The sequence below is a fragment of the Mesorhizobium australafricanum genome (genome assembly GCF_033977265.1).
Taxonomy (GTDB): domain Bacteria; phylum Pseudomonadota; class Alphaproteobacteria; order Rhizobiales; family Rhizobiaceae; genus Mesorhizobium; species Mesorhizobium australafricanum.
Map to the genome: position 1 here is coordinate 270,407 of NZ_JAVIIT010000001.1, position 25,463 is coordinate 295,869.

Sequence of the window (25,463 nt, forward strand, 5' to 3'; positions counted from 1 at the left end):
CCTCTATGCATGATGCTGGTCGGTGTGCTTGGCCACCGCCGCCACGGTGCGGGCGAAATGGGCCGAGGCGGTGATGTCGAAGAGTATGTCGAAACCTGTCGGCGAACGGAACGTCACGGCCTCGATATGGCCGACCCGCGTCTGGGCGATGTCGTCGGCGCCGAACTTTTCGGCTCTCAGGTCCAGCGCGCAAAGCATGCTCATCGCTTCGGCGAGGCGAGAACCGGAAAGCCGCATCCATGCCCAGCCTTCCTCGCGCCATGACGAGTGGCCTTTCGGCCCTGCAGCGGCCTGCCAGGCGGCTTTGACTTTGGCGAGCCGCTCGCCCGCGTCCTCGGCGAGAAGCAGGATATCCTCGCTGCCGAGGCGCAGGACCCGCATGCCGCGATGGTCGCCGATGCGGTTGACGGCGGGCAGCGTGACGCCCTGCGCGGCGAGCCAGGCGGCGCTGCCGCCGCCTTTCAGGCCGAAACGCGGGCTGTCCGTGAGATCGCTCAGCGCCAGCGTGCCCGAAATCAGGTTTGTGCCATAGGCGGCGCCGCCGGGCATGAAGGGGTAGATGCGGGTCGCGGTGCCGGCGGAAGTGGCCATCTACATCTCCTGCCGGGCATTGGTCGGGTCGAAGAAGGCGTGGGCGACGACCGGAGCCTCCACCAACTCGCCGTTGCGGCACTTCACCGTCACGCGGCTGCCTTCCGCCTGGTCGTCGACATGGACATAGGCGAGCGCAATGTGATGCCCAAGCGACGGCGAGTATCCGACCGACGTGATCTGGCCGACAGGTGCGCCGCCGCGCAGCAGCAGGCAGCTTTCGCCGGGAATGTTGCGGGCGCCCGCGGGGAATTTTAGGCCGACCAGCTTGCGGGTCTGCCCGAGCCTCGCGCGCATCTCGATGGAGCGCTTGCCGACGAAGAACGGCTTCTTCTTCGAGACCGCCCAGCCGAAGCCCAGTTCATCGGGCGTGGTGATCGCGTCCGTGTCCTGGCCGATCAGGATATGGCCTTTCTCCAGGCGCAACATGCGCGACGCTTCCAGTCCGTAGGGCCGCAGGCCATGCGGTCGGCCCGCCGCCATCACCGCATCCCAGAGGCTGGGGGCCAGGCTCGAAGGGCAATGCAATTCGTAGCTGAGCTCGCCGGTGAAGCCGATGCGCATCACCCGCACAGGGACGCCGGCGACGATGCCTTCGCGGCCACTCAGATAAGGGAAGGCGTCGCGGCTGAAATCGATGTCGCTGTCCAGCGCCTGAAGAACCGTGCGCGCCTTGGGTCCGGTGACGTTCAGGCCGCAGAAGGCGCCGGTGAGGTTGAGCACGTCGACCTTCAGCCGCCACTCGGCATTCCAGAACAGCATGTCGGCATAGACGCGCGCGACGGCGCCGGTCGTCGCCGTCACATAGAACTGGTCCTCGGCCATCCGGTAGGCGACGCCATCGTCGACCACCGAGCCCATCTCGTTGAGCATCAGGCAGTAGCGGACGCGACCCACGGGCTGGTTGGCATGCGCCATCGTGTAGAGGCGGTCGAGGAATTCGCCGGCGTCCGGCCCGCGGATCTCCAGCTTGCCGAGCGTCGAGACGTCGAGCAGGCCGACGCCTTCGCGCACGGCAAGGATTTCCTCGCGGACCGCTTCCTGCGCGCTGCTCGCGTCGCCGTAGTAATAGGGTCGCCACCATGCGCCGATCGGCTTCATCGCGGCGTTCAGCGCGATGTGCTTTGCGTGCAGCGCGGTGCGGCGCTCCAGCACCTCGTGGTGGCCCGCGAGCACGCCGAGGGTCTCCGGCCCAACCGGAGGACGCGCCGTGGTGATGCCGATTTCGCCGACCGTGCGGCCGGTCGCCTCGGCGACGATCCGGGCAGTCGCCAGGGCCGAATGACGTCCCTGGCTCGGGCCCATGCCGACGGTGGTGAAGCGCTTGACCAACTCGATCTCGCGATAGCCTTCCTTGGTCGCATTCAGCAGATCCTTGACCTGCAGGTCCTCGTCGAAGTCGACGAAGTCGCGTCCCTTGGGATCGGCGACGATCGGCTGCACATAGCGCGGCCGAGCGGTCTTCGAACTGGCCGCCGGAGGCTCATCTGCAACCGCATGACCAAGCCGCGATAGCGCGGCTGCCGCCGCGCGCCGGCCGCTGGCGATTGCGTCCTCCAGGTCGTCCGCTCCGGCAACGGCACCTGCGAGATGGACAGAGCCTTCGGGAAGCGTGAGCGTCATCGCTTCCGTGCCGGCATCGTAGGCGACCTTGCCGCCGGCCTGACACGGCAACTGCCATGCCGGCGCCTGGCCGATCGAAACCGTCAGCAGGTCGCAAGCGATCCAGCTTCCGCCGACACGGACGCGGGCGAGATGGCGATTTCCAGCCGTGCCTTCCGCTGCCTCGATGGCTGCGCCTTTCCGAATGGCGACGCCCCTATCTCGCAATTCGGATTCCAACGGGTCGGCCTCACCAGCCGATCTCGGGTCGACAAGCTCGGCTACCGACACGCCTGCATCCAGCAGATCGAGCGCCGTCCGATAGCCATCGTCATTGGCCGCCAGCACCACGGCGCTGTCGCCGGGCCGCACGCCATAGTGGCGGATCAGCCGCTGGGCGGCGCCGCCGAGCATGATCCCCGGCAGATCGTTGTTGCGGAAAACGGCCGGCTGCTCGATGGCGCCGGTCGCAAGGATCACCTCCCGTGCACGGGTGCGATGAAGCCGGTTGCCTTCGATCAACGGCAGCCAGTTGTCTTCGTACCAGCCATTGCAGACGGTCTCGGTCAGCACCCTCACATTGGGGAGCGCCGCAAGCCGCGACGTCAGGCCCGACAGCACCACCGGGTCGTAGCGGCCATAGCTCAGCGCGCCGCCGATCTCCGGGTTTTCGTCGCCCAGCACCACATCGGCGCCGGCCTCGGCGGCGGCAATCGCCGCGCTCAGTCCCGCCGGGCCGGCACCGACGACGAGCAGGTCGCAATGCAAATGCGTCTTGTCGAAATGCCGATGCGGAGCCTTGGTGTCGACCACACCCAGGCCTGCCTTGCGGCGGATGATCGGCTCCCAGAGTTTCAGCCAGCTGTCGCGGCGCGGACCCATGAAGGTGCGATAGTAGAAGCCGACCGGCAGGAAGCGGCCGAACCTGTCCATGATGGCGTCGCGGTCGCGCTCGAGCGAGCCGTTGACGTTCTGCGCGCGGACCCGCAGCCCTTCGCTGATCGGCGTGCGCTCGGCGGCGGCGTTCGGTTCGGACGGCAATTGCACCAGCGCGTTGGAGTCGGCTCCGGTCATCGACAGGATGCCGCGCGGACGGTGATACTTGAACGAGCGTGACAGCACCCACTGGCCGGAAGCGGCGAGCGCGCTGGCGATGCTGTCGCCTTCATAGCCTTCGAAGGCCTTGCCCTCGAAGGTGAAGCGGATAGGGCGGCTCCGATCGATGCGGCTTCCGAAAGGGGCGGGCAGCCGGTTCATGCTCGGTCCCGCAGTTCGGACGTGTCGAAGGTGCGGATGATCTCGTTGCTGACCAGATCGCGCTCAGCCAGGAAGAAATAGTTGCTCGGCACGTGCCGCCACCACTCGACCACGAGACCCCGGCGGTTTTCGGCGCGGAACAGATGGCGCGACCATTCCATGTCGGCGGTTCCGTTCGGATCAGGCCGCGCGCGCACCGGCCCGAAGGACTGGAATTCGTCGATGTTGCGCGGGCCATTCATGGGACAGTTCAAAAGCTTCATCGTCAATGGCTCGCCGCCGTCGCGCCCATTTCATTGAGCAGCCGGAAGGTTTCGAAGCGCTCCAATGCAAATGGTTTCAGGATATCGGGCACGCGGCTATCGGCGATGGTCTGGGCCATGCGCTTTCCCGCGACGGGCGTCGCCTTGAAGCCCCAGGTGCCCCAGCCGCAATCGAGCCACAGATTGGCGAGCGGGCTCGCGCCCATGATCGGGCTGTAGTCCGGCGTCATGTCGGTGATGCCGGCCCATTGCCTGAGCAGGCGCACGCCCTGCAGGAAGGGGAAGAGGTGAACGGCGCCTTCGGCAAGGTGCTCCTTCATGTCGAGCGTCGAGCGCGTCGAATAAAGCTGGTAGGGATCGGAGCCGCCGCCGATGACGACCTCGCCACGCGAGGACTGCACGAGATAGGTGTGCAGCGAGACGGACGACACCAGCGTGTGCAGCCATGGTTTCAAAGGCTGGGTCACCATCGCCTGCAGCGGATAGCAGCGGATGGGAAGCTCGACGCCGGCCATAAGCGCGACGTCGTAATTCATGCCGCCGGTGGCGATCAGCACCTGGCCGCAGGCGACGCGGCCCCTGTTTGTTTTGACCGCCTGGACCCGGTCGCCGACGACTTCGAAGCCCTGCACTTCGGTGCGCTGGTGGATCTCGGCGCCACGCCGCGATGCCTGGGCGGCATAGCCCCAGGCAACGGCATCGTGGCGCGCCGTTCCGCCGTCGGCATGCCAGAGCCCGCCGAGGATTTCGAGCGCGCCGCCATAGTCCATGTTGATGAGCGGGCAGAGTTCCTCGACGCCCTTCTGGTCGACGACTTCGGTGCGCGTGCCCATATGCTTGCCCATCTCGGCGCGCATGTGAAAGCTGCGCATCGTCGCCTCGGTATGCGCAAGCGTGAGCTGGCCGCGCTGCGAGAACATGACGTTGAAGTCGAGCTCTTGCGACAGGCGCTCGAACAGCTCGACGCCTTCCTTGTAGAAGGCGATGCCTTCCGGCGTGATGTAGTTGGAGCGGATGGTGGTGGTGTTGCGCGCCGTGTTGCCGCCAGCTAGGTAGCCTTTCTCCAGCACTGCCACGCTCTTTATGCCGTGATATTTGGCAAGATGGTGCGCGCAGGACAGTCCATGCCCGCCGCCACCGATGATGACGACGTCGTAGGCCGGCTTCAGCTCGGGCGTGGCGGGGATGTCGCCGCTGACCGGATAGTCCCGGCTGAGACCGTATTTCAGAAGCCTGAGGGGCATTGCGCGCTCAGCTCGAAATCTTGGGAGGATCGTAGAGCAGCGCCGCGAGATCGGAAAAGCGGCTGTCGCGGTCGTCGAGCGAGAGCACCGCGTCGCGGATCGCCGCAGCGCGGCCCGGTCCCAGAACCGGTGCCGCGAACTCCATGTATTTGGCCTCGACATCCCGCGCTGTCATCGGCGCTTCCGGTCCGCCGCGCGCATGTACGTCGCCTGACATCAGCACGCGTCCATCGTTGGTCGAGATGACGACGTCGGCCCAGCGGCCGGCCGGGAAGCGGACGCTGTGGCGCTCGGATTCGGTCACCGTGATGCGGGTGAGCAAGTCCGCGACCGCGGCGTCTCCGAGGCCGGCGCCGGAAATATGCTCCAAGCCGATGCGCCCATGAATGACGAAGGTCGCGACGGCGAAGCGCAGGCTGTATTGCGCCTTCGAGGTGGTGTCCGGCATGCCGTCGAACAGCGTGGCCGCATAGTGGAAGCTGTTGACCTGGACATGAGCGATGTCGGAGGGGCCAAGATTGTGCGCCAGGCAAAGTCCGCGCACCGCGTCGATCGCCGCATGCGCCCAGCGGCAGATCGGATAGGGCTTCACATATTGATGCAGCGACTGCCAGAAGACGCCGAGATCCTGCCAGTGCGTCGCGACGTCCGGCGCCTCGACGGTGATCGCCGGCGCGCCGGTGAAGCCGCGTTCGGCAAGCACCGCCGCCGAAAGGCCGACGAGGGCACCGGGGCCGGAACCGTCATGCAGCATCGTCGGCGTGGCGATCTCGCGCATCATCTGGCTGCGCGGGCCGTGATACTCGGCGATGCCGAGCGCCTCGCGCAATTGCGTTTCGTCGAACCGCCGCAGGCGTGCCGCCACCGCGGCGACACCCAAAGCGTTCCAGGCACCGGAAGTGTGGTAATCGCTCACAGTCGCATGCAACGCGATGCCGGCCCGGCCGGCGATTTCGTAGCCGATGACCAGGGACGCCAGTGCCTCCGGTCCGGTAAGGTCGGGCCTCGCCTCCGCGAGCGCGGCAAGCGCCGGCACCACCGCGACGCCGATATGGCCTTTGGTGGGGCTGTAACCGTCGTGGCCGTCGAGGTTGTCGATCTGCGTGGCAACGGCGTAAGCCGCGCCGGCAATGCTGGCACGACGTCCGTCGAACAGCATGCGGGCCGAGTATTGCGGATCGTTCGAACCATAGAGCAGGGGGGCGGCATCGCGGGCGATCCGCCCTGCTTCCATCGGCCCGGCCGCAATGGCGATGCCGAGCGTGTCGAGCAGAAGGTAGCGTGCCTGTTCCAGAACCGGCTGGGGGAAGACGGAAGCGGGACGCCGCAGCACGAAATCGGCAAGGCGCGTGAATGTATCGGAACTGACGACAGGCCCCTCACGCCGGTATGACGGCACAGCCACCTGCTTATCTCCCCTGTCTCTCCACAACATCAATAAATTGGGTTCATCGTGCAGGCACGCGATTAGTTTGGCGGCTTTGGCCAAAAATATTGATGCCATGTCGCCTGTCTGTGATTGAATGGCCGGTTGCCCGTGCGATAGCTATGGCGAATGCTAGAGCGGTTCACCGTTTCACGGAAACGGCGAACTGCCCTATCGATTTGTTTTGACGCAATTCCGGACGGAAGGCCACGGCGGAGGCGCCGAGCCCAACCGCTCACACTTTTCCTGGAATTGCTCTTTAGGAGACCGGGATGAAGCCGCCACCCCCCTTGAACTATATCCGCTCGTTCGAGAGCTCGGCCCGGCATTTGAGCTTCACCACGGCGGCCAAGGAACTGGGCTACACCCAGGCGGCGGTCAGCACGCATGTGCGTGCCCTCGAACACTATATCGGCCGTCAGCTGTTCATACGCTATCCGCGCAGCCTGAAGCTGACTGAGATGGGAGAGGCGTTCCTGCCGACGCTGCGCCAGGCGCTCGACCAGATCGACCAGGCGACCGAAGCGATCGTCGCTTCCTCGCGCAACCGCACCGTGGTCGTTTCCTGCCCGATGAGCCTTGTCGAGAACTGGCTCGCCGGCTGCATGGCCGCCTTCCGCAAGAAGCATCCCGAGATCGAGATCGTGCTGCATGGCACGATCTGGGAGGACATCAGCGAGCAGATCGCCGACATCACCATCTCGACGCGGCGCTTCGACGACCGGCCGCCTTCGGCGATCCCGCTCTGGAACGACGAACTGGTTCTCCTGTGCGCGCCCGGCATGCTCGAAGGCGAGCATGCGCTGAAGACGCCGCAGGACATGCTCAAGGTGGACTGGATCTTCGTGCATGGCCGCCAGGAATACTGGCAGGTGGTGACCGAGGCGCTCGGCGTCGACATGGAGGACCATGACAAGGGCCTGTCGACGAATGCCTCCAACATCGCGCTCGAGCTCGCCGCCATGGGGGCCGGCCTGGTCGCCACGCAGCGCTCCCTGTCACACGCCTATATGGATCGCGGGCTGCTCGTCGAGCCGTTCCCCGTCAGGCCGCCAAGCCCCTGGAATTACTATCTTACCGAGAGCCAGCTTTCGAAGGGAAACATCGCGCGCACGGTCAAGGAATGGATACTTTCCAGGGCCAGGGAAGACGCCGCGCGGCCTTAGAATGATCACCGCCCTCAAAAATTTGACGGGCCAATGGCGTTGTTTTTTTAGGCCATCAATGCCGGTTTTCTGCGGTTTGTGAAGGGCCGAGCCCTTCCGGGATTTTTGCATCGCCCCTAACATGCGCAGCCGCAAGGGGAACGTAACGGGCAAAAAGCCCTGAACCGGAGAACAATGATGACAATGTTCAAGAGCAACGGTGACCGCGTCCCGGCGGTCATCGAAAGCTACGCAGCCGAAGTCAAAAGAGGCGGCATGGACCGCCGCGAATTCCTGGCCATGGCAAGCGTGATGGGCGCTTCCACGGCGCTCGCCTACTCGATGGCAGGGATCGAGCCGGCCAAGGCCGCCGCGATCGTGCCCGGCAAGAAGGGCGGCATCCTGAAGATGCAGATGATCATCAAGGACATGAAGGATCCGCGCGCCTGGGACTGGTCGGAAATCGCCAACGTCATGCGCCAGTGCAACGACTACATGATCCGCTACACCACCGACTTCACCTTCGAGGGCCATCTGGTCGAGAGCTGGGAGGTGAGCGACGACGCCACGGAATACACGCTGCATCTGCGCAAGGGCGTGAAATGGTCGAATGGCGACGACTTCAACGCCGACGACATCGCCTACAACATCGAACGCTGGTGCGATAAGGCGGCCGAGGGCAATTCGATGGCCGGGCGCATGGGCTCGCTGATCGATGCCGCCACCAAGAAGGCCGCCGCCGGCGCCATCACCAAGGTCGACGAACACACGGTGAAGCTGAAATGCCACCAGTCGGACGTCACCATCATCCCCGGCTTTTCCGATTATCCGGCGGTCATAGTCCACCGCGACTTCGACAAGAATGGCGCCGACATGCTCAAGACGCCCGGCACCGGCCCGTATGAGCTGATCTCGTATAAGGTCGGCGAGTCGGCCTCGGTCCGGCGGCGCAAGGACTTCACCTGGTTCGGCGGCGAGCCTTATCTCGACGGCGTCGACTGGACCGACTACGGATCGGACGCGTCCAACCCCGCCATCGGCAGCGCCTTCGAGGCCGGTGAGATCGACTGCAACTACCAGACGGTCGGCGGCACGGTCGATCTCTATGACAGCATGGGCCTGGTCAAGGAACAGGTGGTCACCGCCGGCACGATCGTGCTGCGCACCAACGTGACCAACAAGCCTTACGACGACAAGCGGGTACGCAACGCGATCCAGCTCGCGGTCGACAATGAGACGGTGCTGAAGCTCGGCTATAGCGGGCTTGGACAGGTCGCCGAAAACCACCATGTCTGCCCGATCCATCCGGAATATTACGCGCTGCCGAAAGTCCCGCGCGACCTGGCGAAGGCCAAGGCGCTGATGGCCGAGGCCGGCCAGGCGGATCACGAGTTCGAGTTGATTTCCTACGATGCGGACTATGTGAAGGACCCGGCCGACGTCGTCGCCGCGCAGATGCGCGATGCCGGATTCAAGGTCAAGCGCACCATCATTCCGGGCTCCTCGTTCTGGAACGACTGGACAAAATATCCATGGTCGACCACCGACTGGGGCATGCGCCCGCTCGGTGTCCAGGTGCTGGCGATCGCCTATCGCAGCGGCGAGGCATGGAACGAGTCAGGCTATGCCAATCCGGACTTCGACAAGAAGCTCAACGCGGCGATGGCCATCGCCGACCCCGAGAAGCGCAAGGAAATGATGAAGGAGGTGGAGTTCATCCTGCAGGACTCCGGTATCCTCGTGCAGGCGTTCTGGCGCTCGCTTTATCGTCACCATGCCACCTATGTGAAGAACCTCGGCATGCATCAGACATTCGAACTGCAGCTGGACAAGGTCTGGCTGGACAAGGCCTGAACCGGGCAGATCAAAGCAAAGGTTCAGGGGCGCGTGTTGCGCCCCTGAGTTAGCCGGCGACTGCGATTGATCAGTCAGCTAAATGAAATCCCAAAGCGCTGCCAGGGAGCGCGAACAAGTCGCCGAAACAAGGGAAGAAAGCTCAATATGCGTACTCATGCACAAGCCGTTGTCATTGGCGGTGGTCTGATCGGCTGCTCGATCCTCTATCATCTCGCCAAGTTCGGCTGGACGGATGTCGTGCTGCTGGAACGCAGCGAGCTGACCTCGGGTTCGACATGGCACGCGGCAGCCAACATCCACGGCCTGCATGATTCCACCAATATCAGCCGGCTGCAGCATTACACGATGGCGCTCTACAAGGAGCTGGAAGCCGAGACCGGCCAGGGCTGCGGCATCTTCCAGCCGGGCTCACTCTATCTCGCCCAGACAGAGGCGCGCGAGCATCAGCTGCGGCTGCAGGAAGCCAAGGCGCGGCGCTACAAGATGAATTTCTACGAAGTCGCGCGCGACGAAGCGGAACGGCTGCATCCGCTGGTCGATTTCGACGGCATACGCTGCATCATGTATGAGCCGGAGGGCGGCAATGTCGATCCATCGGGCGTGACGGCGGCTTATGCCGCGGGTGCACGCCAGCGCGGCGCGGAGATCCATCGCTTCACGCCGGTCACCGCGACCGAGGCGCAAGCGGACGGCAGCTGGATCGTGCGCACGCCGAAGGGCGACATCCGAACGCAATGGGTGGTCAATGCCGCCGGCCTGTGGGGAAGGGAGGTCGCCGCCATGGCCGGGCTGCAACTGCCGCTGATCCCGACCGAGCATCAGTATTTCGTCACCGAGACCATCCCGGAAATCGCCTCGATGGGCCGGCGCCTGCCGTCGGTCGCCGATCGCGACGGCGAATATTATCTGCGCCAGGAGGGACTCGGCCTCCTCATCGGCGCTTACGAGCGCAACATGAAATTCTGGGCCGAGGAAGGCACCCCGCTGGACTTCGGCCACGAGCTGTTTCCCGACGACCTCGATCGTATCGAAGAGAACATGATGCGCGCTGTTCAGCGCGTTCCCGCGGCCGCCACCGCAGGCGTCAAGAAGGTGATCAACGGCCCGATGATCTGGTCGCCGGACAGCGCGGTGCTGTTCGGGCCGGTGCCGGAACTCAGCAACTATTTCTGCTGCAACGGCATTATCCCCGGCTTCTCGCAATCGGGCGGCATGGGCAAGCTCGCGGCCGAATGGATGATCGAGGGCGAGCCGACGCTAGACATGTTCGGCTGGGACATGGCGCGCTTCGGCCATTGGGCCGGCAAGGCCTTCACCAAGGCCCGCGTGCAGGACCAGTACAGCCACCGCTTCAAGATCCATTTCCCGAATGAGGAGCGCGCCGCCGGCCGCCCGGTGCGGACCCGGCCCGCCTACGAAATGCAGAAGGAGATGGGCGCCGTCTTCGGCCTCAATTTCGGCTGGGAGCATCCGCTGTGGTTCGCCGCGGAAGGCGAGCCGCGCGAGGAAACGATCGGCTTCACGCGGCAGAACTGGTGGGGGCCGGTCGGCCGCGAAGCCCGCATGCTGCGCGAGCATGCCGGCATCATCGACATCTCCAATTTCGCCAAATACGAGGTGAAGGGCCCGGGCGCGGAAACCTGGCTGAACGCGCTCTTCGCCAATCGCATGCCGACCAAGGTCGGCAATTCCTGCCTGACGCCGCTGATCGGCAAACGCGGTGGCATTGCCGGCGATTTCACCGTGACCAGGCTGGCGGAGGATGAGTTCATGGTGATCGGCTCGGGCATGGCCGAGCGCTTCCACCAGCGTTTCTTCAAATCGGTGCCGTTGCCGCAAGGCACGACCTTCCGGTCGCGCACCGAGGATCTCGGCGGCTTCAACGTCGCCGGGCCGAAATCGCGCGAACTCCTGCAGCGGCTGACCAATGACGATCTGTCGAACGAAGCCTTCCCGTTCATGCGCTCGCGCCAGATCACGGTCGCCGGCGTCGATGTGGTGGCGCTGAGGGTCTCCTTCACCGGTGATCTCGGCTGGGAGCTGCACTGCAAGGCCGGCAACCAGGTCGAGCTCTACAGCGCGCTGCTTAAGGCAGGCAGCGAAGTCGGTGCCGGGCCGGTCGGCTCACGGGCGCTGATGTCGCTGCGCGTCGAAAAGGGGTACGGCAGCTGGAGCCGCGAGTACTCGCCGGAGTACTGGCCGCAAGAGGTTCAGCTCGACCGCCTGATCAAGACGGACAAGGAATTCCTCAACCGCGAGGCCTATCTCGCCGTCGCCGGCAAGCCGGCGCGCGATCAGCTGATCATGCTTTCCGTGTCGGCCAAGGATGCCGACGCCACCGGCGGCGAGCCGATCTTCCTGCCGGACGGCACGCCGATCGGCCAGGTGTCGTCGGGCGCCTATGGCTATTTCGTCGAGCAGTCGCTGGCGATGGGCTATGTCAAGGCAGGAACCGCCAAGGCCGGCGACAAGGTGACCGTCGCCATTCTTGGCAGGCCGCATGAAGCAGTGCTGCTCGCGCATCCGCCCTTCGACCCTGAGGGCAGGCGGCTGCGGTCGTAGCCGAGGCGCGGCGGCTTGGAGATCGGCATTCGAGAGGGATTTCTATTTAACAAAAAGGGGAATCGCATGATCAGACGGCATCTGCTGGGCACCATGTTTGCCCTGGTCCTCACCTCCTCCGCGCAAGCGGCGGACATCAAGGTCGTCAATGACGATGCCTGGTTCGCCGAAGGCCCGATCTGGTATCAGGACAAGCTCTTTTACGTCGAATATGGCCGCGGCACGGTCACCACCTGGGACGGTAAGAAGAACGACATCTTCTGGAAGATGGATGGCTGCGGCCCATCGGCCGTGCTGCCGACGACGACCGGCGAATTTCTCGTCACCTGCTATGACAACAACACGATCGGCCGCATCTCGGCCGACGGCAAGACGCTGCCGGCCTATGACAAGGACACGGACGGCAAGCCGTTCAGCGGACCGAACGATTTTGCGCCCGACAAGGACGGCGGCGTCTATTTCACCGGCTCGGGCAAGGGCGGCCCGCTGATCGATGCTTCGGCCTACTACATCGGCAAGGACGGCAGCGTGAAGAAGGTCGCCGGCGACCTGCACAATGCCAATGGCCTCGTCATGTCGAATGACGGGAAGGTCCTCTATCTGGTCGAGACCGAGGACAACAGGATCATCGAATTCGACGTCCAGCCCGACCACAGCCTGTTGAACCGCCGCGTCTTCCTGCGGCTCGACGATCTCTTCCCGAACCAGCCACATATCTGGCCCGATGGGATCAAGATGGACAAGGCGGGCGAGATGTATATCGGCCAGAGCCCGCGCTCGCTCGATGCGCCGGGCAAGATCATCGTCGTCGACAAGGACGCCAAGCTTTTGCGCACGCTTTCCGTGCCGTCGCCATCGATGCCGAACTTCGCCTTCGGGCCGGACGAGAAGGTGCTTTACGTGATGGCGCTCGATCAGATTGACGCAGCACCTTGGCACGGCAAGGTCTACGAGGTTCCGAACAAGTGAGGTTCGCCCGCGGCCCGGCGGCGGCTCAGCCGCCGAACCGGCCCAGCCAGTGGCGGGCGAGGTCGGAGCGCCGGCAGACCCAGATGTCGGGATGGGCGGTGATCTTGTCGAGGAAGCGTTCCAGGCCGATCATGCGGCCGGGACGCGCCGCCAGCCGGCAATGCAGCGACACGGTCATCATGCGCGGGTTCGTCCGGCCTTCCTTCAGCAGCCAGTCGACGCCGTCGCTGACATAGTCGAAGAACTGGCCGCCGGTCTCCAGGCCGGAGCCGCGCGAGAATCGGCTGTCGTTGTTGTCGAAGCTGTGCGGCACGACCAGATGCCGCTTTGCACCGACATCGACGAAATAGGGCAGGTCGTCATTGTAGTCGTCGCAGTCGAACAGGAAGCCGCCATGCTCGGCCACCAGCCTTCTCGTGTTGAGGCTTGGCCGGCCGGTGTACCAGCCGAGCGGATCGATGCCGGTGATCTTCCGCACCGTATCCACCGTCATGGCGATATGCTGGCGCTCTTCCTCTTCGCTGAGCGGCGCGTAGTCGATCCAGCGCCAGCCGTGGCAGACGATGTCGCTGCCAAGTGCGGCGATCGCCTTGCCCGCTGCCGGATTGAGCTCCAGCGCGCGCCCGACGACGTAAAAGGTGGGGATGACGCCCTTGTCCTGGAACAGCGAGATGAGCCGCCAGACGCCGACGCGCGAACCGTATTCATAGAGCGATTCCATGTTGCGGTTGCGCAAGCCGGGCACGGCCGGCGACACGGCAAGGTCGGACAGGATCGCTTCGGAAACACTGTCGCCTTCGCCGATCGAGTATTCCGCGCCTTCCTCGTAGTTGACGACGATGTTGAGCGCCAGCTTCGCGCCGCCGGGCCACTCGGCCTCTGGGGGCCGCTCGCCATAGCCGATGAAATCGCGGGCAGGCAAATACGGCGTATCTGACGTCACGTCTTGAAATCCCCTCGGGTGAAGCCTTTACCAGGATTGCCGGCCGCGCATGGCGGTCAGGACACGTAGCGTGCGGTCCATGACGTCCTGCTGCCCGACCGTCATGCGCAGGCAGTCGGTGAGGCCGTAACCGGAGAGGCCGCGCACGATGATGTCGGCACCGCGCAGGGCGTGGTCGGCTGCCGCCGCTGCCGCCGCGTCGGCAAAGCGGACCAGCACGAAATTCGTCCGGCTCTCGGCAACTTCGTATCCGGCCGCTTTCAAGCCTTGCGCGAAGCGGTCGCGAATGTCTGCGGTGTGCGTTACGGTCTCGCGCATATAGGCCTGGTCCTCGATGGCCGCGACAGCCATGGCGAGGCTTGCGGTCGAGACCTGGTTGGAATTTTGCATCTTGCGCACTTCGGCGGCGATTGGGGGCGCAAAGAGCCCCCAGCCGATGCGCGCGCCGGCCAGTCCGTAAGCCTTGGACAAGGTGCGCAGGACGACGGTGTCGCCGCGCCCGGCAAGCGCAAAGATTGCTTGCGGATCCTGGTCGTCGAATTCGCCATAGGCCTGATCGATCAGCAGAAGAACGTCCCCTGGAAGCGCTGCGCGCAGGCGCAGCAGTTCGGCGTTATGGATGCGCGTACCGGTCGGGTTGCCCGGATTGCAGACGAAGACGATGCGCGTCGCCGGCGTGACCGCCGTCAGGACGGCGTCGATCGAGACCTCATAGTCGCGCTCCGCGGCCTTGACGTAGGTGGCCCCGACGCGCGCGGCCGCCGAGGCGGCAAAATTATAGGCATAGTCCGTGCCCAGCACTTCCGCGCCGGGACCGGCGAAGGCCGCGATGGTGCAGGCGATCAGTTCCATCGAGCCCGCGCCGCACAGGATAAGGTCACGCTCGACCCCATAGGCCCTGGCGATGGCATCGCGCAGCACTGTCCAGTCCGGGTCGGGATAAAGGTGGCTGCGCGCCACGGCGTCCCGGCCGGCCTCGATGGCGCTTGGGCTAGGCGGGAAAGCGCTCTCATTTTGGGCCAATGTCGGCCGGTCATAGCCACCGAAATTCGCCAGCGCGAAAGCGGACATGGCCTCGATATGGGCGGTGGCTTTCAGGGGCACGGCATGCAGGTCCGGCTATCAACTTTGTCGGCGAGGTTTTGCTAACAAGGAGGCTAAGGCAGGGCGGCCAAGCCGCAAAGCAAAATTCGCCGGCACAATGGCTATGGGAATTTGGCCCATTTGGGTGGGATAGCGGCAGTTCTGCAGCAACTCCTCGCGACGCGGCCGCTCCACACTTTGCCCCCTGGTTCAATGCCTCAGCATATCCCGGTTGAAGGTGATTATAGGTGGCTTCCACCCGCCGCCACCCGGCATGTCCAAGGATGCGTCACGGAAACTCCGCTCGACTTCGGCGGTATAGGTGCCGTCGTTCTCGAAGCGGTCCCAGACAATGAAGCCAATAATGAGCGCGATGACGACCAAGGGCCAACGCATCGGACAGTCCCTCAAATGCCCGATCGATATTATCTGCCTGCGGATCAAGAGATACAAGCGTCTGCTAATATAAGTTAGCTATGCCCGACATCGGCCTCGGGCCGACCGGGACTGAGGCCTGTCCAGCCAACGCGCAAGTCCTAGTTCCAAAACCTCGGCGCGGTTGGTTCATTCATGTCCAGCATTCCCCAATGGCGGTAGGACTGGCGCGCCCTTATGATCGAACAATCGAAAGTCTTGGAAACCAAGTTGACGGACCGGTAGCATCGAGGTTGACGATCTAATCGCGCTGTCGTTCGTCGTGTCAGGCGAAACCTAGCGGTTTCGGACGCCGAATCATCCAGTTCGGCTTCAACGAAGCTTGTTTTCCGCGGGATCGCGTGTCAGCCGATGAGGATTATAGCCTCACCCGCTGGGAAAGGGCTGGACGCCTTGTCCTTAAACCCTACTCACGCACAGCTTTCTCAAGTCCGGTTGCTAGCCCTGCCAAGAGCCTGGAAGACAGTTCACGGGACCGCTCGATGTTCCGGCGGTTCTTCTCGATGAGTTCCTGGGTTTCCTTGACACGGATCAGGCTTTGCCGCTCCCTTTCATCGAGGTGCTTCGCCAGCTTTTTGGTGTCGTCGATCTGCTGCATGACAATGACCGCTTTCAAATCGGGGACGCGTCCGCCTGCGTAGAAACTCGCGAGGACCGGAAACTGTTCCCTTGCCAGAAGGCGACTACGAGCGCGAATGCGAGAGCTACAGCGACTTGTAATATTATTACGCTTGCGAAACGACAGGTCCGGCGGCTTCGGCTTCCGGGCCTTTTCGTTCGCGGGCCTCGATGGTTATGCGACTGCCTCGTCATTCTAATCGATGATGAAACCCATCATTGCCCGATGTAAACTAGGCGCAACCATTTCGGGTGAGGGCGTTTTCCATGAAACTCATCATCTTTGGCATAGCAATCGTATTGGCCGCCACCGGAGCAGCCGTTGCGAAAGAGAAGAAAAAGGTTGCCACCGCTCAGGCTGCGACCTCGTGTTCCGCAGCGCATCTTAAGGCTAGGAACAAGACGACCCCGAAACTGGATTGCAAATCGACGGGCACCGTTGTTGCGCGACCGTCAAATGGGGCCGCAAATTTCCTGGACCATCCGCACTTAGGGTACGACACCAATCCCTGGATCCGAACTGGCTATTGACGGCGGCTTCGGCTCCGGGCCGTTTCATTTGTAGCCGCAGATGTAGCCCAGAACGAAATTTGCCAGGAATTTGGCTGCAGGTCGTTACAAGCTAAGTGCTTGAAAGACTTGGCTCCCCGGGCCGGATTCGAACCAGCGACCAACCGGTTAACAGCCGGTTGCTCTACCACTGAGCTACCGGGGAACGGAGGCTCTAACGTGAGTGGCGCAGCCTATAGCAAACACCTTTCACCTTTGCAAAGAAGCAATTTGCAATTTTTCTCCAGTTTTTAATGCGGCTATTTGTGGCATCGTTTCGGCATGCCCACATATGAACGGCTTCACACCGGCACGGAACAAAGCTGTCGGCTATCGCCTTTTTTGGTATGGCTTCGCCATCAGATGGGATTTGGTTTTGAATGACGGCAGCTGACGATGACAGCGCCCCGGCGCGCAAGATTTCGATCTTCGGCCGCGAATTCGCGATGCCACGCTCGCGCGGCTTGCGAATCGTGATTGGCATGCTGCTCACCCTTGGCGGAATTCTGGGTTTTCTGCCGATACTCGGTTTCTGGATGATTCCGCTCGGGCTCCTGGTGCTGTCCTATGAATTCGCGATGATCCGGCGCCATCGGCGGCGATTCGTCGTCTGGTGGGAACGCCGGCGGCGTCCCGACCGATGAGCCTGCGGCGGCGGCCCGGCGGCTCCGCCAGAGCGTTCCCCGACCCCTCACAACCGATTGAACCACCACTTTGGCCGCCGCATGCGAAAGCGTCGGGAATGACGCGCTGGCGCTTGACGACCTTTGAGCGCCAACATAATGAGGTCGCTCGGAACGCCGGGAGCATGCGAGGCCTCGTGGCGGAGTGGTTACGCAGAGGACTGCAAATCCTTGCACCCCGGTTCGATTCCGGGCGAGGCCTCCAGATGCTTGCGGGCTCCAGCGCTGTCGTGCTGGAGCGGGGGTTCCAGTTGAAGTTGAGCCGCGCGTTTGGCGCGGGGAGCGGATTGTTGGGACATGAACGCTGATTTCTCCGAACGCCGCGTGAAGATGGTCGACGGCCAGGTCCGCACCACCGATGTGACCAGCGCGCCGCTCATCGAAGCGATGCTGAGCATCCCGCGCGAGGCCTTTGTCGGCGCCGGGCAGCAGGATCTTGCCTATATCGACGAGGACATCCGCATCGCGGACGGCGCCAATGGCGGCGGCGCGCGTTATCTGATGGAGCCGTCGCCGCTCGCAAAGCTTTTGCAGCTGGCTGAAATCGACGCCGGTGATTCGGTGCTCGATGTCGGTTGCGGCTCCGGATATTCCGCCGCATTGCTGTCCCGGCTCGCGCGTTCCGTCGTCGCGCTGGAGAGCGATCCCGCGCTGGCGGAGGCCGCCAAATCCACGCTTGCCAGCCTTGGCTGCCAGAACGTCACGGTGGTGACCGGGCCGCTGCCGCAAGGGCACGCCGCCAACGGGCCTTATAACGTCATCTTCATCGGCGGCAGCGCCGAGGAAGTGCCGCCGGCATTGCTCGACCAGCTTGCGGAAGAAGGACGCCTGGTTGTGGTCGAAGGGCAAGGCAACTCTGGGGTAGCCCGGCTGTTTTTCAAGGCAGGAGGGGTTGTAACCGGAAGGCGGGCCTTTAATGCGGCAATTAAGCCACTACCGGGCTTCGAACGTGCCCACGCGTTTGAATTCTGAGCGTTTTTGCCTTGCAGCGAAGGCGCTGTCATGATCGCTTGCGCCTGACAATCGTTGCTGATCGGTTGACCGAAAGTTCGGGAGGCAGTCAGCGGGGGAACGATAAACAACGCGGCGCTGGCCGATCCGTAAGGGTAGGCCGACGTGGCGTGGTTCCCATGCAAAACGAATGAGGGAAATAACGTGCCGTTTGTACGTAAGACCATTTTAGCAGCGACGCTCGTCTCCGCGACCGCGCTGTCGCCGCTAGCCGCATCGGCCGAAACCATCACGGGCGCTCTCGCCAAAGCCTATCAGTACAACTCGCAGCTCAACGCCGCCCGCGCTGGCGTGCGCGTCACCGATGAGGGCGTGGCCATCGCCAAGTCGGGCTGGCGCCCGACCGTCACTGGTTCGAGCAGCATCGACTACACAAGCACACATATTCAGGGCACCACCCAAAACCTGACCACCGGCAGCTTCGGTATTCAGATCAACCAGACGCTGTTCGATGGCTTTCAGACCAAGAACAACGTCGCCGCCGCCGAATCGCAGGTGAAGGCTTCGGTCGAAAGCCTGCGCAACACCGAAGAGAACATCCTGTTCAACGCGGCGAGCGCCTATATGGATGTGATTCGCGACCGCCAGGTCGCCGCGCTGACCGCACAGAACCTGCAGTTCCTGACCGAGCAGGCGCGCGCTGCCCGTTCACGTTTCGAGGTTGGCGAGGGCACCCGCACCGACGTCGCCCAGGCCGATGCCTCACGCGCAACCGCCGTGGCGCAGTTGAGCGCCGCCCGCGCGACGGCGCTGGCGAGCGCTGCGACCTATCATCAGATCGTCGGCGATGAACCCGGCAAGCTCAAGGCGGCCTCGCCGTTGGCCAGGCTGTTGCCGGGGAATCTCGATTCCGCGCTGGCTGTGGCTTCGGCTGAGCATCCGGCGATCCTTTCGACCCAGCATCTCGTCGACGCCGCGGCGTTTTCGGTGAAATCCTCGGAAGGCGCGTTGCTGCCGCAGGTGACTGCCTCGGCAGGCATTTCGGACAACTACAGCCATTCCTCGCCTGCTTCGGCCAGCCGCCCCAACGGCAGCTCGACTTCGGCCAATATCGGCGCCACGCTGACCATTCCGATCTATTCGGGCGGCCGGACCTCGGCGATTGTGCGGCAAGATAAGGAATCGCTCAGCCAGGCTCGCATCCAGGTCGACGTCAGCCGTGATCAGGTGCGCCAGGCCGTGGTCTCGGCCTGGACGCAATATGTCGCCGCACGCGAAAGCGTGGATGCCAACAGGCAGGTTATCGACGCAGCGCAACTGGCGCTCAACGGCGTCATCGAGGAGCGCAATGTCGGCCAGCGCACCACGCTGGACGTGTTGAACGCACAGAACGCCGTCATCACCGCCAAGATCAACCAGGCGAGTTCCGAACGCGACGTGGTCGTGGCGAGCTACGCCATCCTGTCGGCGATGGGACACCTGTCGGTTGATCGGCTGGGCCTTGCGGTCACCAAGTACAGGCCGGAAGAGCATTACAACGCCGTCAAGGACAAGTGGTACGGCCTGCGCACGCCTGACGGGCGCTGATATCCGACACCGCGCTTGCGACAAACGCCGCGTATCCGATGGATGCGCGGCGTTTGCCTTTCTGCCTGGCTCCAGGGCTCCAAGCCGCCTAATCTGTTGAAATCCAAGGAGTCCCCAGATTGGGGATTCTCGGATCGCGATCGGTCGGTTACGCTGTCGGTATTGATTCGAATTCCGGCCCGGGCAGGAACGGAATTCTTGAACAGCTCAAGTTCTTGAACAGGTCAAGTTCTTGAACAGGTCACTAGGGCGGCGGATGTGACGATGGCGACGGCAAGCAGCGCGCAGCGCGAACCTTCCATGGAAGAGATACTGGCTTCCATCCGAAGGATCATCGAAGACAGCGACACCGGGCGCAAGCAGCCGGCCGAAGCCGGTGAGCTGCGCCAGGATCTGGAACCGGCCGCGGTTACCGTGCCCCCAGCTACCGTGCCAAATGTCGAGGTCGACGCCTTTCGTTCCGAATTGCATGCCGACGCCGGCCCCCGCAAGCCGTTGACGCTGGCGGAAGTCCAGGCGCAGCTTGCAGCGACCGATCCGGTGCTTGCGCGCGCCGATGCTCGCCCCGAGCCGGTGAAGGCAGCGCCGGCGACCCTGGCGGAGGTCGGTGACAGGAGCGCCGTCGAGCCGAGCGCGCCGGCGGCCGCGAGCAAGCCGGCCGCGGCAAACACGCCACAGGCCGCCGAAACCATTGTCGCCGATTGGCGGCGCGAAATCGCAGCGGCCGGAGGCGGCACGGTCACCGCCAAACCGGCCGTCCGGGCCCCGGAAGCTGCGCCGTGGGTCGAGATCGAGAAGCCCGAGATCGAGAAGGAAGAGCCGACGGCGGACGCTTCTGCGCATGCCGGCGCTTCCCAGGCATCCGCACCGGAGGCTCAGCCGGCTCGACCAACGATCCTTTCCGAGCATACGGGCAGACAGGTTGCCGCTGCCTTCGGCGAGCTTTCCGACGCTTTTGCCAGCCGTGGCAAGAAGAGCTTCGATGACATGGCCGAGGAGATGCTGCGGCCGATGCTGCAGGATTGGCTCGACAACAACCTGCCGACGCTGGTCGAAAGGCTGGTGCGCGAGGAGATCGAGCGCGTGGCGCGCGGGGCGCAGTAAGCTGCCGCAACACGCAGGCCGACAAGCACCGCCTCGGGGCGGTGCTTTTTTGTTTGAGGCTGCTTAGGGGGAGCGCTGCCGTCCCGCCCGGCCGGCATTGCCGCTGGTCGCGGGCAGGCCTATCTGTGGGAGTGATCGCTGCTCTCGCGGTTGACTCGGCCAAGACCTTCCGATTTACACCGGACGCTTGTTCCCGACAGTTCGGACTTCCTCCATGCTTGAAAAGACCTACGACGCCAAAACCGTCGAGCCGAAGATCGCCAAAATCTGGGAAGAGGCCGATGCCTTCCGGGCCGGCGCCGGCGCGGAGGAGGGGGCGGAAGCCTTCACCATCGTCATCCCGCCGCCGAACGTCACCGGTTCGCTGCATATGGGGCATGCGCTCAACAACACGCTGCAGGACGTTCTCGTGCGCTTCGAGCGCATGCGCGGCAAGAACGTGCTTTGGCAGCCCGGCATGGATCACGCCGGCATCGCCACGCAGATGGTGGTCGAGCGCCAGCTCATGGAAAAGCAGATCCACCGCCGCGACCTCACGCGTGAACAGTTCATCGAAAAAGTCTGGGAGTGGAAGGCCGAATCCGGCGGCGCGATCTTCAACCAGCTGAAGCGGCTCGGCGCTTCGGCCGACTGGTCGCGCGAACGTTTCACCATGGACGAAGGCCTGTCCAAGGCTGTGCTGGAAGTCTTCGTCACGCTCTACAAGGAAGGCCTCATCTACAAGGACAAGCGCCTTGTGAACTGGGACCCGAAGCTGCTCACTGCCATTTCCGACCTCGAGGTCGAGCAGCACGAGGTCAACGGCAATCTCTGGCACTTCCGCTATCCGATCGAAGGCGAGGCGTTCGACCCGCAGAACCCGAAGACCTTCATCACGGTCGCCACGACGCGTCCCGAGACGATGCTCGGCGACACGGCCGTGGCCGTGCATCCGGATGACGAGCGCTTCGCCGATCTGGTCGGCCGCAACGTCGTGCTGCCGATCGTCGGCCGCAAGATACCGATCGTCGCCGACGAGTATTCCGATCCTGAAAAAGGGTCCGGCGCGGTCAAGATCACGCCGGCGCACGACTTCAACGATTTCGAGGTCGGCAAGCGCCACAAGCTGCCGGCGATCAATATCCTGACGGTCGAAGCGGCCATCAAGCTGAAGGACAATGAGGACTTCCTCGCCGGCCTCGAGGCCACGCCGGAGCGCCAGGCCGTCTGGGACGAGCTCGACGGGCTCGACCGTTTCGCCGCGCGCAAGAAGATCGTCGATCTGATGGAAGCGGGCGGGTTCCTCGACAAGGTCGAGCCGCACCGGCACGCCGTGCCGCATGGCGACCGCGGCGGCGTGCCGATCGAGCCGTTCCTGACCGAGCAGTGGTATGCCAATGCGGCGGAGCTGGCCAAGCCGGCGATCGCCTCGGTGCGCGATGGCCGTACCAACTTCGTGCCGAAGAACTGGGAAAAGACCTATTTCGACTGGATGGAGAACATCCAGCCCTGGTGCATTTCGCGCCAGCTCTGGTGGGGCCACCAGATCCCGGCCTGGTACGGGCCGGATGGGCGTGTCTTCGTCGAAAAGACCGAGGAAGAGGCACTCGCTGCGGCAATTGAATACTATCTGGCGCTGGAAGGGCCGTGGAAGGCCTGGGTCGAGGACAAGCTCGAGAATTTTCAGCCGGGCGAGATCCTGACTCGCGACGAGGACGTGCTCGACACCTGGTTCTCCTCGGCGCTGTGGCCGTTCTCGACGCTCGGCTGGCCCGACCATACACCGGAGCTCAAGACCTATTACCAGACCGACGTGCTGGTGACCGGCTTCGACATCATCTTCTTCTGGGTCGCCCGCATGATGATGATGGGCCTGCACTTCATGCGCGAGGAGCCGTTCCACACCGTCTATGTGCACGCGCTGGTGCGCGACAAGAACGGGCAGAAGATGTCGAAGTCGAAAGGCAACGTCATCGATCCGCTCGACCTGATCGACGAATACGGCGCCGACGCCCTGCGCTTCACGCTGACCGTGATGGCGGCGCAGGGACGCGACGTGAAGCTCGATCCGGCGCGCATCGCCGGCTACCGCAATTTCGGCACCAAGCTGTGGAACGCGACGCGCTTTGCCGAGATGAACGAGGTCGCGCGCAACGACGATTTCTGGCTGAACGACGCCAAGCTGCCGGTCAACCGCTGGATCCTGACGGAACTGACGCGGGCGGCGGACGCGGTCACCGAAGGCATCACCAGCTACCGCTTCAACGAGGCGGCGACTGCTGCCTACCGCTTCGTCTGGAACCTGTTCTGCGACTGGTATCTGGAACTGTTGAAGCCGGTGTTCATGGGCACGGACGAGGCCGCCAAGGCCGAGAGCCGGGCCTGCGTCGCCTTCGTGCTCGACGAGATCTACAAGCTCCTACATCCGATGATGCCGTTCATGACCGAGGAGTTGTGGGCGCAGACCGCGGGCGAGGGCAAGGAGCGCTCCTCGTTGCTTTGCCATGCCGCCTGGCCGTCGCCCGACTTCGAGGACGAAGAGGCCGCCGCCGACATCAACTGGCTGGTCGACCTTGTCTCGGGCATCCGCTCGGTGCGCTCTGAAATGAACGTGCCGCCGGCGGCGATCGCGCCGCTGATGGTGATCGGCGCCAACACCCTCACGCAAGAGCGGCTGGAGCGTCACGCCCAGGCGATCAAGCGGCTGGCGCGCGTCGGCGATATCGCGCTCGCCGATGCGCCGCCCAAGGGTTCGGCCCAGATCGTGCTCAACGAGGCGACGGTGAGCCTGCCGCTCGGCAGCCTGATCGACCTCCAGGCCGAGGCCGCGCGGCTGCAGAAGGAACTGGCGAAGGTCACCGAAGAGATCGCCCGCCTGCACAAGAAGCTTTCCAACGAGAAGTTCGTCGCCAACGCGCCGGAAGAAGTGGTCGAGGCCGAGCGCGAGAAACTCGCCGAATATCGCGAGGCGCAGGAGAAGCTTTCGGTGGCTTTGAGCCGGGTCCGCGACGCCGGCTGAGCGGCGAGATTCGCCCTCGCCGGAGAGGCGCTTTCCGGTACGTTAGCTGCCTCGAAAACAGGCGTTCCGCTACGTTAATTTTGACGTAAACGGAAAGTTTGCGCCCCATTGTTGCCATAATGTAACAATTGGGCCTTTCAGCCCTAAAATCGGCTGTTTTTGCCCTGTTTTGGGTGGTTTCTTCAGGTTTTTCCGATCGGTTGGCGCAATTTGGCCGTCAATTGCGGCGCCGAGCACCATGGCAAAATACGAGCTGTCAAGGTGTACGTGTACAGCTCTTGAAATCATTGTTGCGTCGTTAACCCGAATTGGTTCTAGCTTGAGCCACTTGTATTTGGGGAGGGATTTCCATGAACATTTTGCGGCTCAAAGCTCTGGCGGGGGCAGGCTGCTTTTCGATTGCTCTGCTCGGCGCGGTGATGCACCCGGCTCACGCCGGCGGTCTGGAGCGCGGCGGCTACGACATCGATTTGCTTTTCGATCCGGCTCCGTTCGCTACGGAAGCTGAAGCGACCTATGTGATGCCGAACCGTAAGCTCAAGAACGCGGTGGACACCAGTGGTGCCGGTCTGACGGTTAGCAGCACGGCGAATGACAGCGAGGACTACTGGGTCCCGCGCATCGGTGCGAAGGCTCAGATTGTCCAAGGCGTCGACTGCATGGTCGATTATTCGCAGCCTTGGGGTGCGCACACCGCCCCCGGCATTTGGAATGGCTCGTACTCAAACATCGAAACCGACATCAAGAGCAACAACTACGCCGCGACCTGCTCCTACAAGATGGACGCGGGCAAGGGGCAACTTCGGTTCATCGGTGGTGTGTTCTACCAAGAAGTTTATGGCTTCAAGGAAAGTTACGCGAGCCCGCTCTTTGGAACAGTACATGGCCGAGTGGATCTGGACAGCAGCGGGTGGGGTTGGCGGGCTGGCATCGCTTACGAAATCCCGGATATCGCACTACGCGCCAGCCTCGTTTACAACTCTCAGGTAAAGCTGGACAATATCGACGGCACACTGAACGTCGGTGGCAGAGTTACGAACATTTATGCCCCCAGCCAGTCCATGCCGGATTCACTGGAATTGAAACTGCAATCTGGTATCGCGCCAGGTTGGCTTGCTTTCGGTTCGATCAAGTGGGTGAACTGGAGCGTTCTGCAGATTGTTCCGATTTGTACGGATGGCTCGAAGGCGTTCGGCTTCGCTTGTAACAGCGGAGTGACGAACCCGAGCATCCGGCCAACGTCGCTTGACTTGATGTATCGCGACGGCTGGACCGTCTCCGGCGGTATCGGCCACAAGTTTAACGATCAGTGGAGTGCCGCGGGTCAGTTGACGTGGGATCGCGGTACCTCGCATGGCTACGGCTCGCAGACTGACACCTGGACGCTGGGTGGTGGCGTCGCCTACACGCCTCGGCCCAACATCGAACTCCGCCTCGCCGGTGCGATCGGCGTCATGACGAGCGGGCACTCGGGTACGCTGACCGACGAGAACGGTTACACGGCCGGTACCGATGTCAGCTATGACTTCGGCAACGATCTGGTCACTGCGATTTCGGGCGGTCTCAAGATCAAGTTCTAAGTTTCTGCAAATTCGA

Annotated in this window: 20 protein-coding genes and 2 tRNA genes; 12 read left to right on the forward strand and 10 right to left on the reverse strand. The window is 63.3% G+C overall.

Annotated features, from left to right (window positions below):
- Positions 1 to 3 precede the first annotated feature (3 nt).
- From RFM98_RS01345 to RFM98_RS01365, 5 genes are read right to left on the reverse strand one after another with little or no spacing between them, the layout of a single operon-like run.
- Positions 4 to 591, reverse strand: coding sequence for a hypothetical protein (locus tag RFM98_RS01345; RefSeq protein ID WP_320307148.1), 588 nt, complete (start codon positions 589 to 591; stop codon positions 4 to 6).
- A complete protein-coding gene (locus tag RFM98_RS01350) occupies positions 592 to 3,450 on the reverse strand; it encodes a 2Fe-2S iron-sulfur cluster-binding protein (RefSeq protein WP_320307149.1) in 2,859 nt (952 codons plus the stop codon).
- Positions 3,447 to 3,713, reverse strand: a complete 267-nt coding sequence (locus RFM98_RS01355; RefSeq protein WP_320307150.1) for a sarcosine oxidase subunit delta — start codon at positions 3,711 to 3,713, stop codon at positions 3,447 to 3,449. The genes RFM98_RS01350 and RFM98_RS01355 overlap by 4 nt, the downstream gene beginning before the upstream one ends.
- 2 nt (positions 3,714 to 3,715) lie before the next feature.
- Positions 3,716 to 4,957, reverse strand: coding sequence for an FAD-dependent oxidoreductase (locus RFM98_RS01360; RefSeq protein WP_320307151.1), 1,242 nt, complete (start codon positions 4,955 to 4,957; stop codon positions 3,716 to 3,718).
- 7 nt (positions 4,958 to 4,964) lie between these two features.
- Positions 4,965 to 6,362, reverse strand: a complete 1,398-nt coding sequence (locus RFM98_RS01365) for an MmgE/PrpD family protein (RefSeq protein WP_320307152.1) — start codon at positions 6,360 to 6,362, stop codon at positions 4,965 to 4,967.
- Between the two features lie 293 nt (positions 6,363 to 6,655).
- Here RFM98_RS01365 and RFM98_RS01370 point away from each other — a divergent pair, with 293 nt between their 5' ends.
- The 4 genes from RFM98_RS01370 to RFM98_RS01385 all read left to right on the forward strand — a co-directional run bounded on the left by RFM98_RS01370 (position 6,656) and on the right by RFM98_RS01385 (position 12,916).
- On the forward strand, positions 6,656 to 7,549 hold the full coding sequence (locus RFM98_RS01370; RefSeq protein WP_320307153.1) for a LysR substrate-binding domain-containing protein: 894 nt from the start codon (positions 6,656 to 6,658) through the stop codon (positions 7,547 to 7,549).
- A 177-nt stretch (positions 7,550 to 7,726) separates the two neighbouring features.
- Positions 7,727 to 9,382, forward strand: coding sequence for an ABC transporter substrate-binding protein (locus RFM98_RS01375; protein ID WP_320307154.1), 1,656 nt, complete (start codon positions 7,727 to 7,729; stop codon positions 9,380 to 9,382).
- A 147-nt stretch (positions 9,383 to 9,529) separates the two neighbouring features.
- Positions 9,530 to 11,947, forward strand: coding sequence for a GcvT family protein (locus RFM98_RS01380; protein WP_320307155.1), 2,418 nt, complete (start codon positions 9,530 to 9,532; stop codon positions 11,945 to 11,947).
- Positions 11,948 to 12,013: 66 nt separating this feature from the next.
- Entirely contained in the window at positions 12,014 to 12,916 is a 903-nt protein-coding gene (locus RFM98_RS01385; protein ID WP_320307156.1) for an SMP-30/gluconolactonase/LRE family protein, read from the forward strand.
- Between the two features lie 25 nt (positions 12,917 to 12,941).
- Here the strand turns inward: RFM98_RS01385 and RFM98_RS01390 are convergent, their stop codons facing one another.
- From RFM98_RS01390 to RFM98_RS01405, 4 genes are all read right to left on the reverse strand, one after another.
- On the reverse strand, positions 12,942 to 13,859 hold the full coding sequence (locus RFM98_RS01390; RefSeq protein ID WP_320307157.1) for an allantoinase PuuE: 918 nt from the start codon (positions 13,857 to 13,859) through the stop codon (positions 12,942 to 12,944).
- A 27-nt stretch (positions 13,860 to 13,886) separates the two neighbouring features.
- Positions 13,887 to 14,963, reverse strand: coding sequence for a pyridoxal phosphate-dependent aminotransferase (locus RFM98_RS01395; protein WP_320307158.1), 1,077 nt, complete (start codon positions 14,961 to 14,963; stop codon positions 13,887 to 13,889).
- Between the two features lie 189 nt (positions 14,964 to 15,152).
- On the reverse strand, positions 15,153 to 15,338 hold the full coding sequence (locus tag RFM98_RS01400) for a hypothetical protein (RefSeq protein ID WP_320307159.1): 186 nt from the start codon (positions 15,336 to 15,338) through the stop codon (positions 15,153 to 15,155).
- 445 nt (positions 15,339 to 15,783) lie between these two features.
- A complete protein-coding gene (locus RFM98_RS01405) occupies positions 15,784 to 15,975 on the reverse strand; it encodes a hypothetical protein (RefSeq protein WP_320307160.1) in 192 nt (63 codons plus the stop codon).
- 287 nt (positions 15,976 to 16,262) lie between these two features.
- Between RFM98_RS01405 and RFM98_RS01410 the strand changes: the two genes are divergently transcribed.
- Positions 16,263 to 16,526 (forward strand): hypothetical protein, encoded by a 264-nt coding sequence (locus RFM98_RS01410; RefSeq protein ID WP_320307161.1) that lies wholly within the window; start codon positions 16,263 to 16,265, stop codon positions 16,524 to 16,526.
- 109 nt (positions 16,527 to 16,635) lie between these two features.
- Here RFM98_RS01410 and RFM98_RS01415 read toward each other — a convergent pair.
- Positions 16,636 to 16,710 (reverse strand) — tRNA-Asn (locus tag RFM98_RS01415).
- A gap of 214 nt (positions 16,711 to 16,924) precedes the next feature.
- Here RFM98_RS01415 and RFM98_RS01420 point away from each other — a divergent pair.
- From RFM98_RS01420 to RFM98_RS01450, 7 genes are all read left to right on the forward strand, one after another.
- Positions 16,925 to 17,188, forward strand: a complete 264-nt coding sequence (locus RFM98_RS01420; protein ID WP_320307162.1) for a hypothetical protein — start codon at positions 16,925 to 16,927, stop codon at positions 17,186 to 17,188.
- A gap of 170 nt (positions 17,189 to 17,358) precedes the next feature.
- Positions 17,359 to 17,432: transfer RNA gene (locus tag RFM98_RS01425), tRNA-Cys, on the forward strand.
- A 92-nt stretch (positions 17,433 to 17,524) separates the two neighbouring features.
- Entirely contained in the window at positions 17,525 to 18,199 is a 675-nt protein-coding gene (locus RFM98_RS01430; RefSeq protein ID WP_320307163.1) for a protein-L-isoaspartate O-methyltransferase family protein, read from the forward strand.
- Positions 18,200 to 18,382: 183 nt separating this feature from the next.
- Entirely contained in the window at positions 18,383 to 19,765 is a 1,383-nt protein-coding gene (locus RFM98_RS01435) for a TolC family outer membrane protein (RefSeq protein WP_320307164.1), read from the forward strand.
- A 264-nt stretch (positions 19,766 to 20,029) separates the two neighbouring features.
- Positions 20,030 to 20,869, forward strand: a complete 840-nt coding sequence (locus RFM98_RS01440) for a PopZ family protein (RefSeq protein ID WP_320307165.1) — start codon at positions 20,030 to 20,032, stop codon at positions 20,867 to 20,869.
- 214 nt (positions 20,870 to 21,083) lie between these two features.
- Positions 21,084 to 23,867, forward strand: a complete 2,784-nt coding sequence (locus RFM98_RS01445) for a valine--tRNA ligase (protein ID WP_320307166.1) — start codon at positions 21,084 to 21,086, stop codon at positions 23,865 to 23,867.
- A gap of 350 nt (positions 23,868 to 24,217) precedes the next feature.
- Positions 24,218 to 25,447, forward strand: coding sequence for an outer membrane protein transport protein (locus RFM98_RS01450; protein ID WP_320307167.1), 1,230 nt, complete (start codon positions 24,218 to 24,220; stop codon positions 25,445 to 25,447).
- Positions 25,448 to 25,463: the final 16 nt, after the last annotated feature.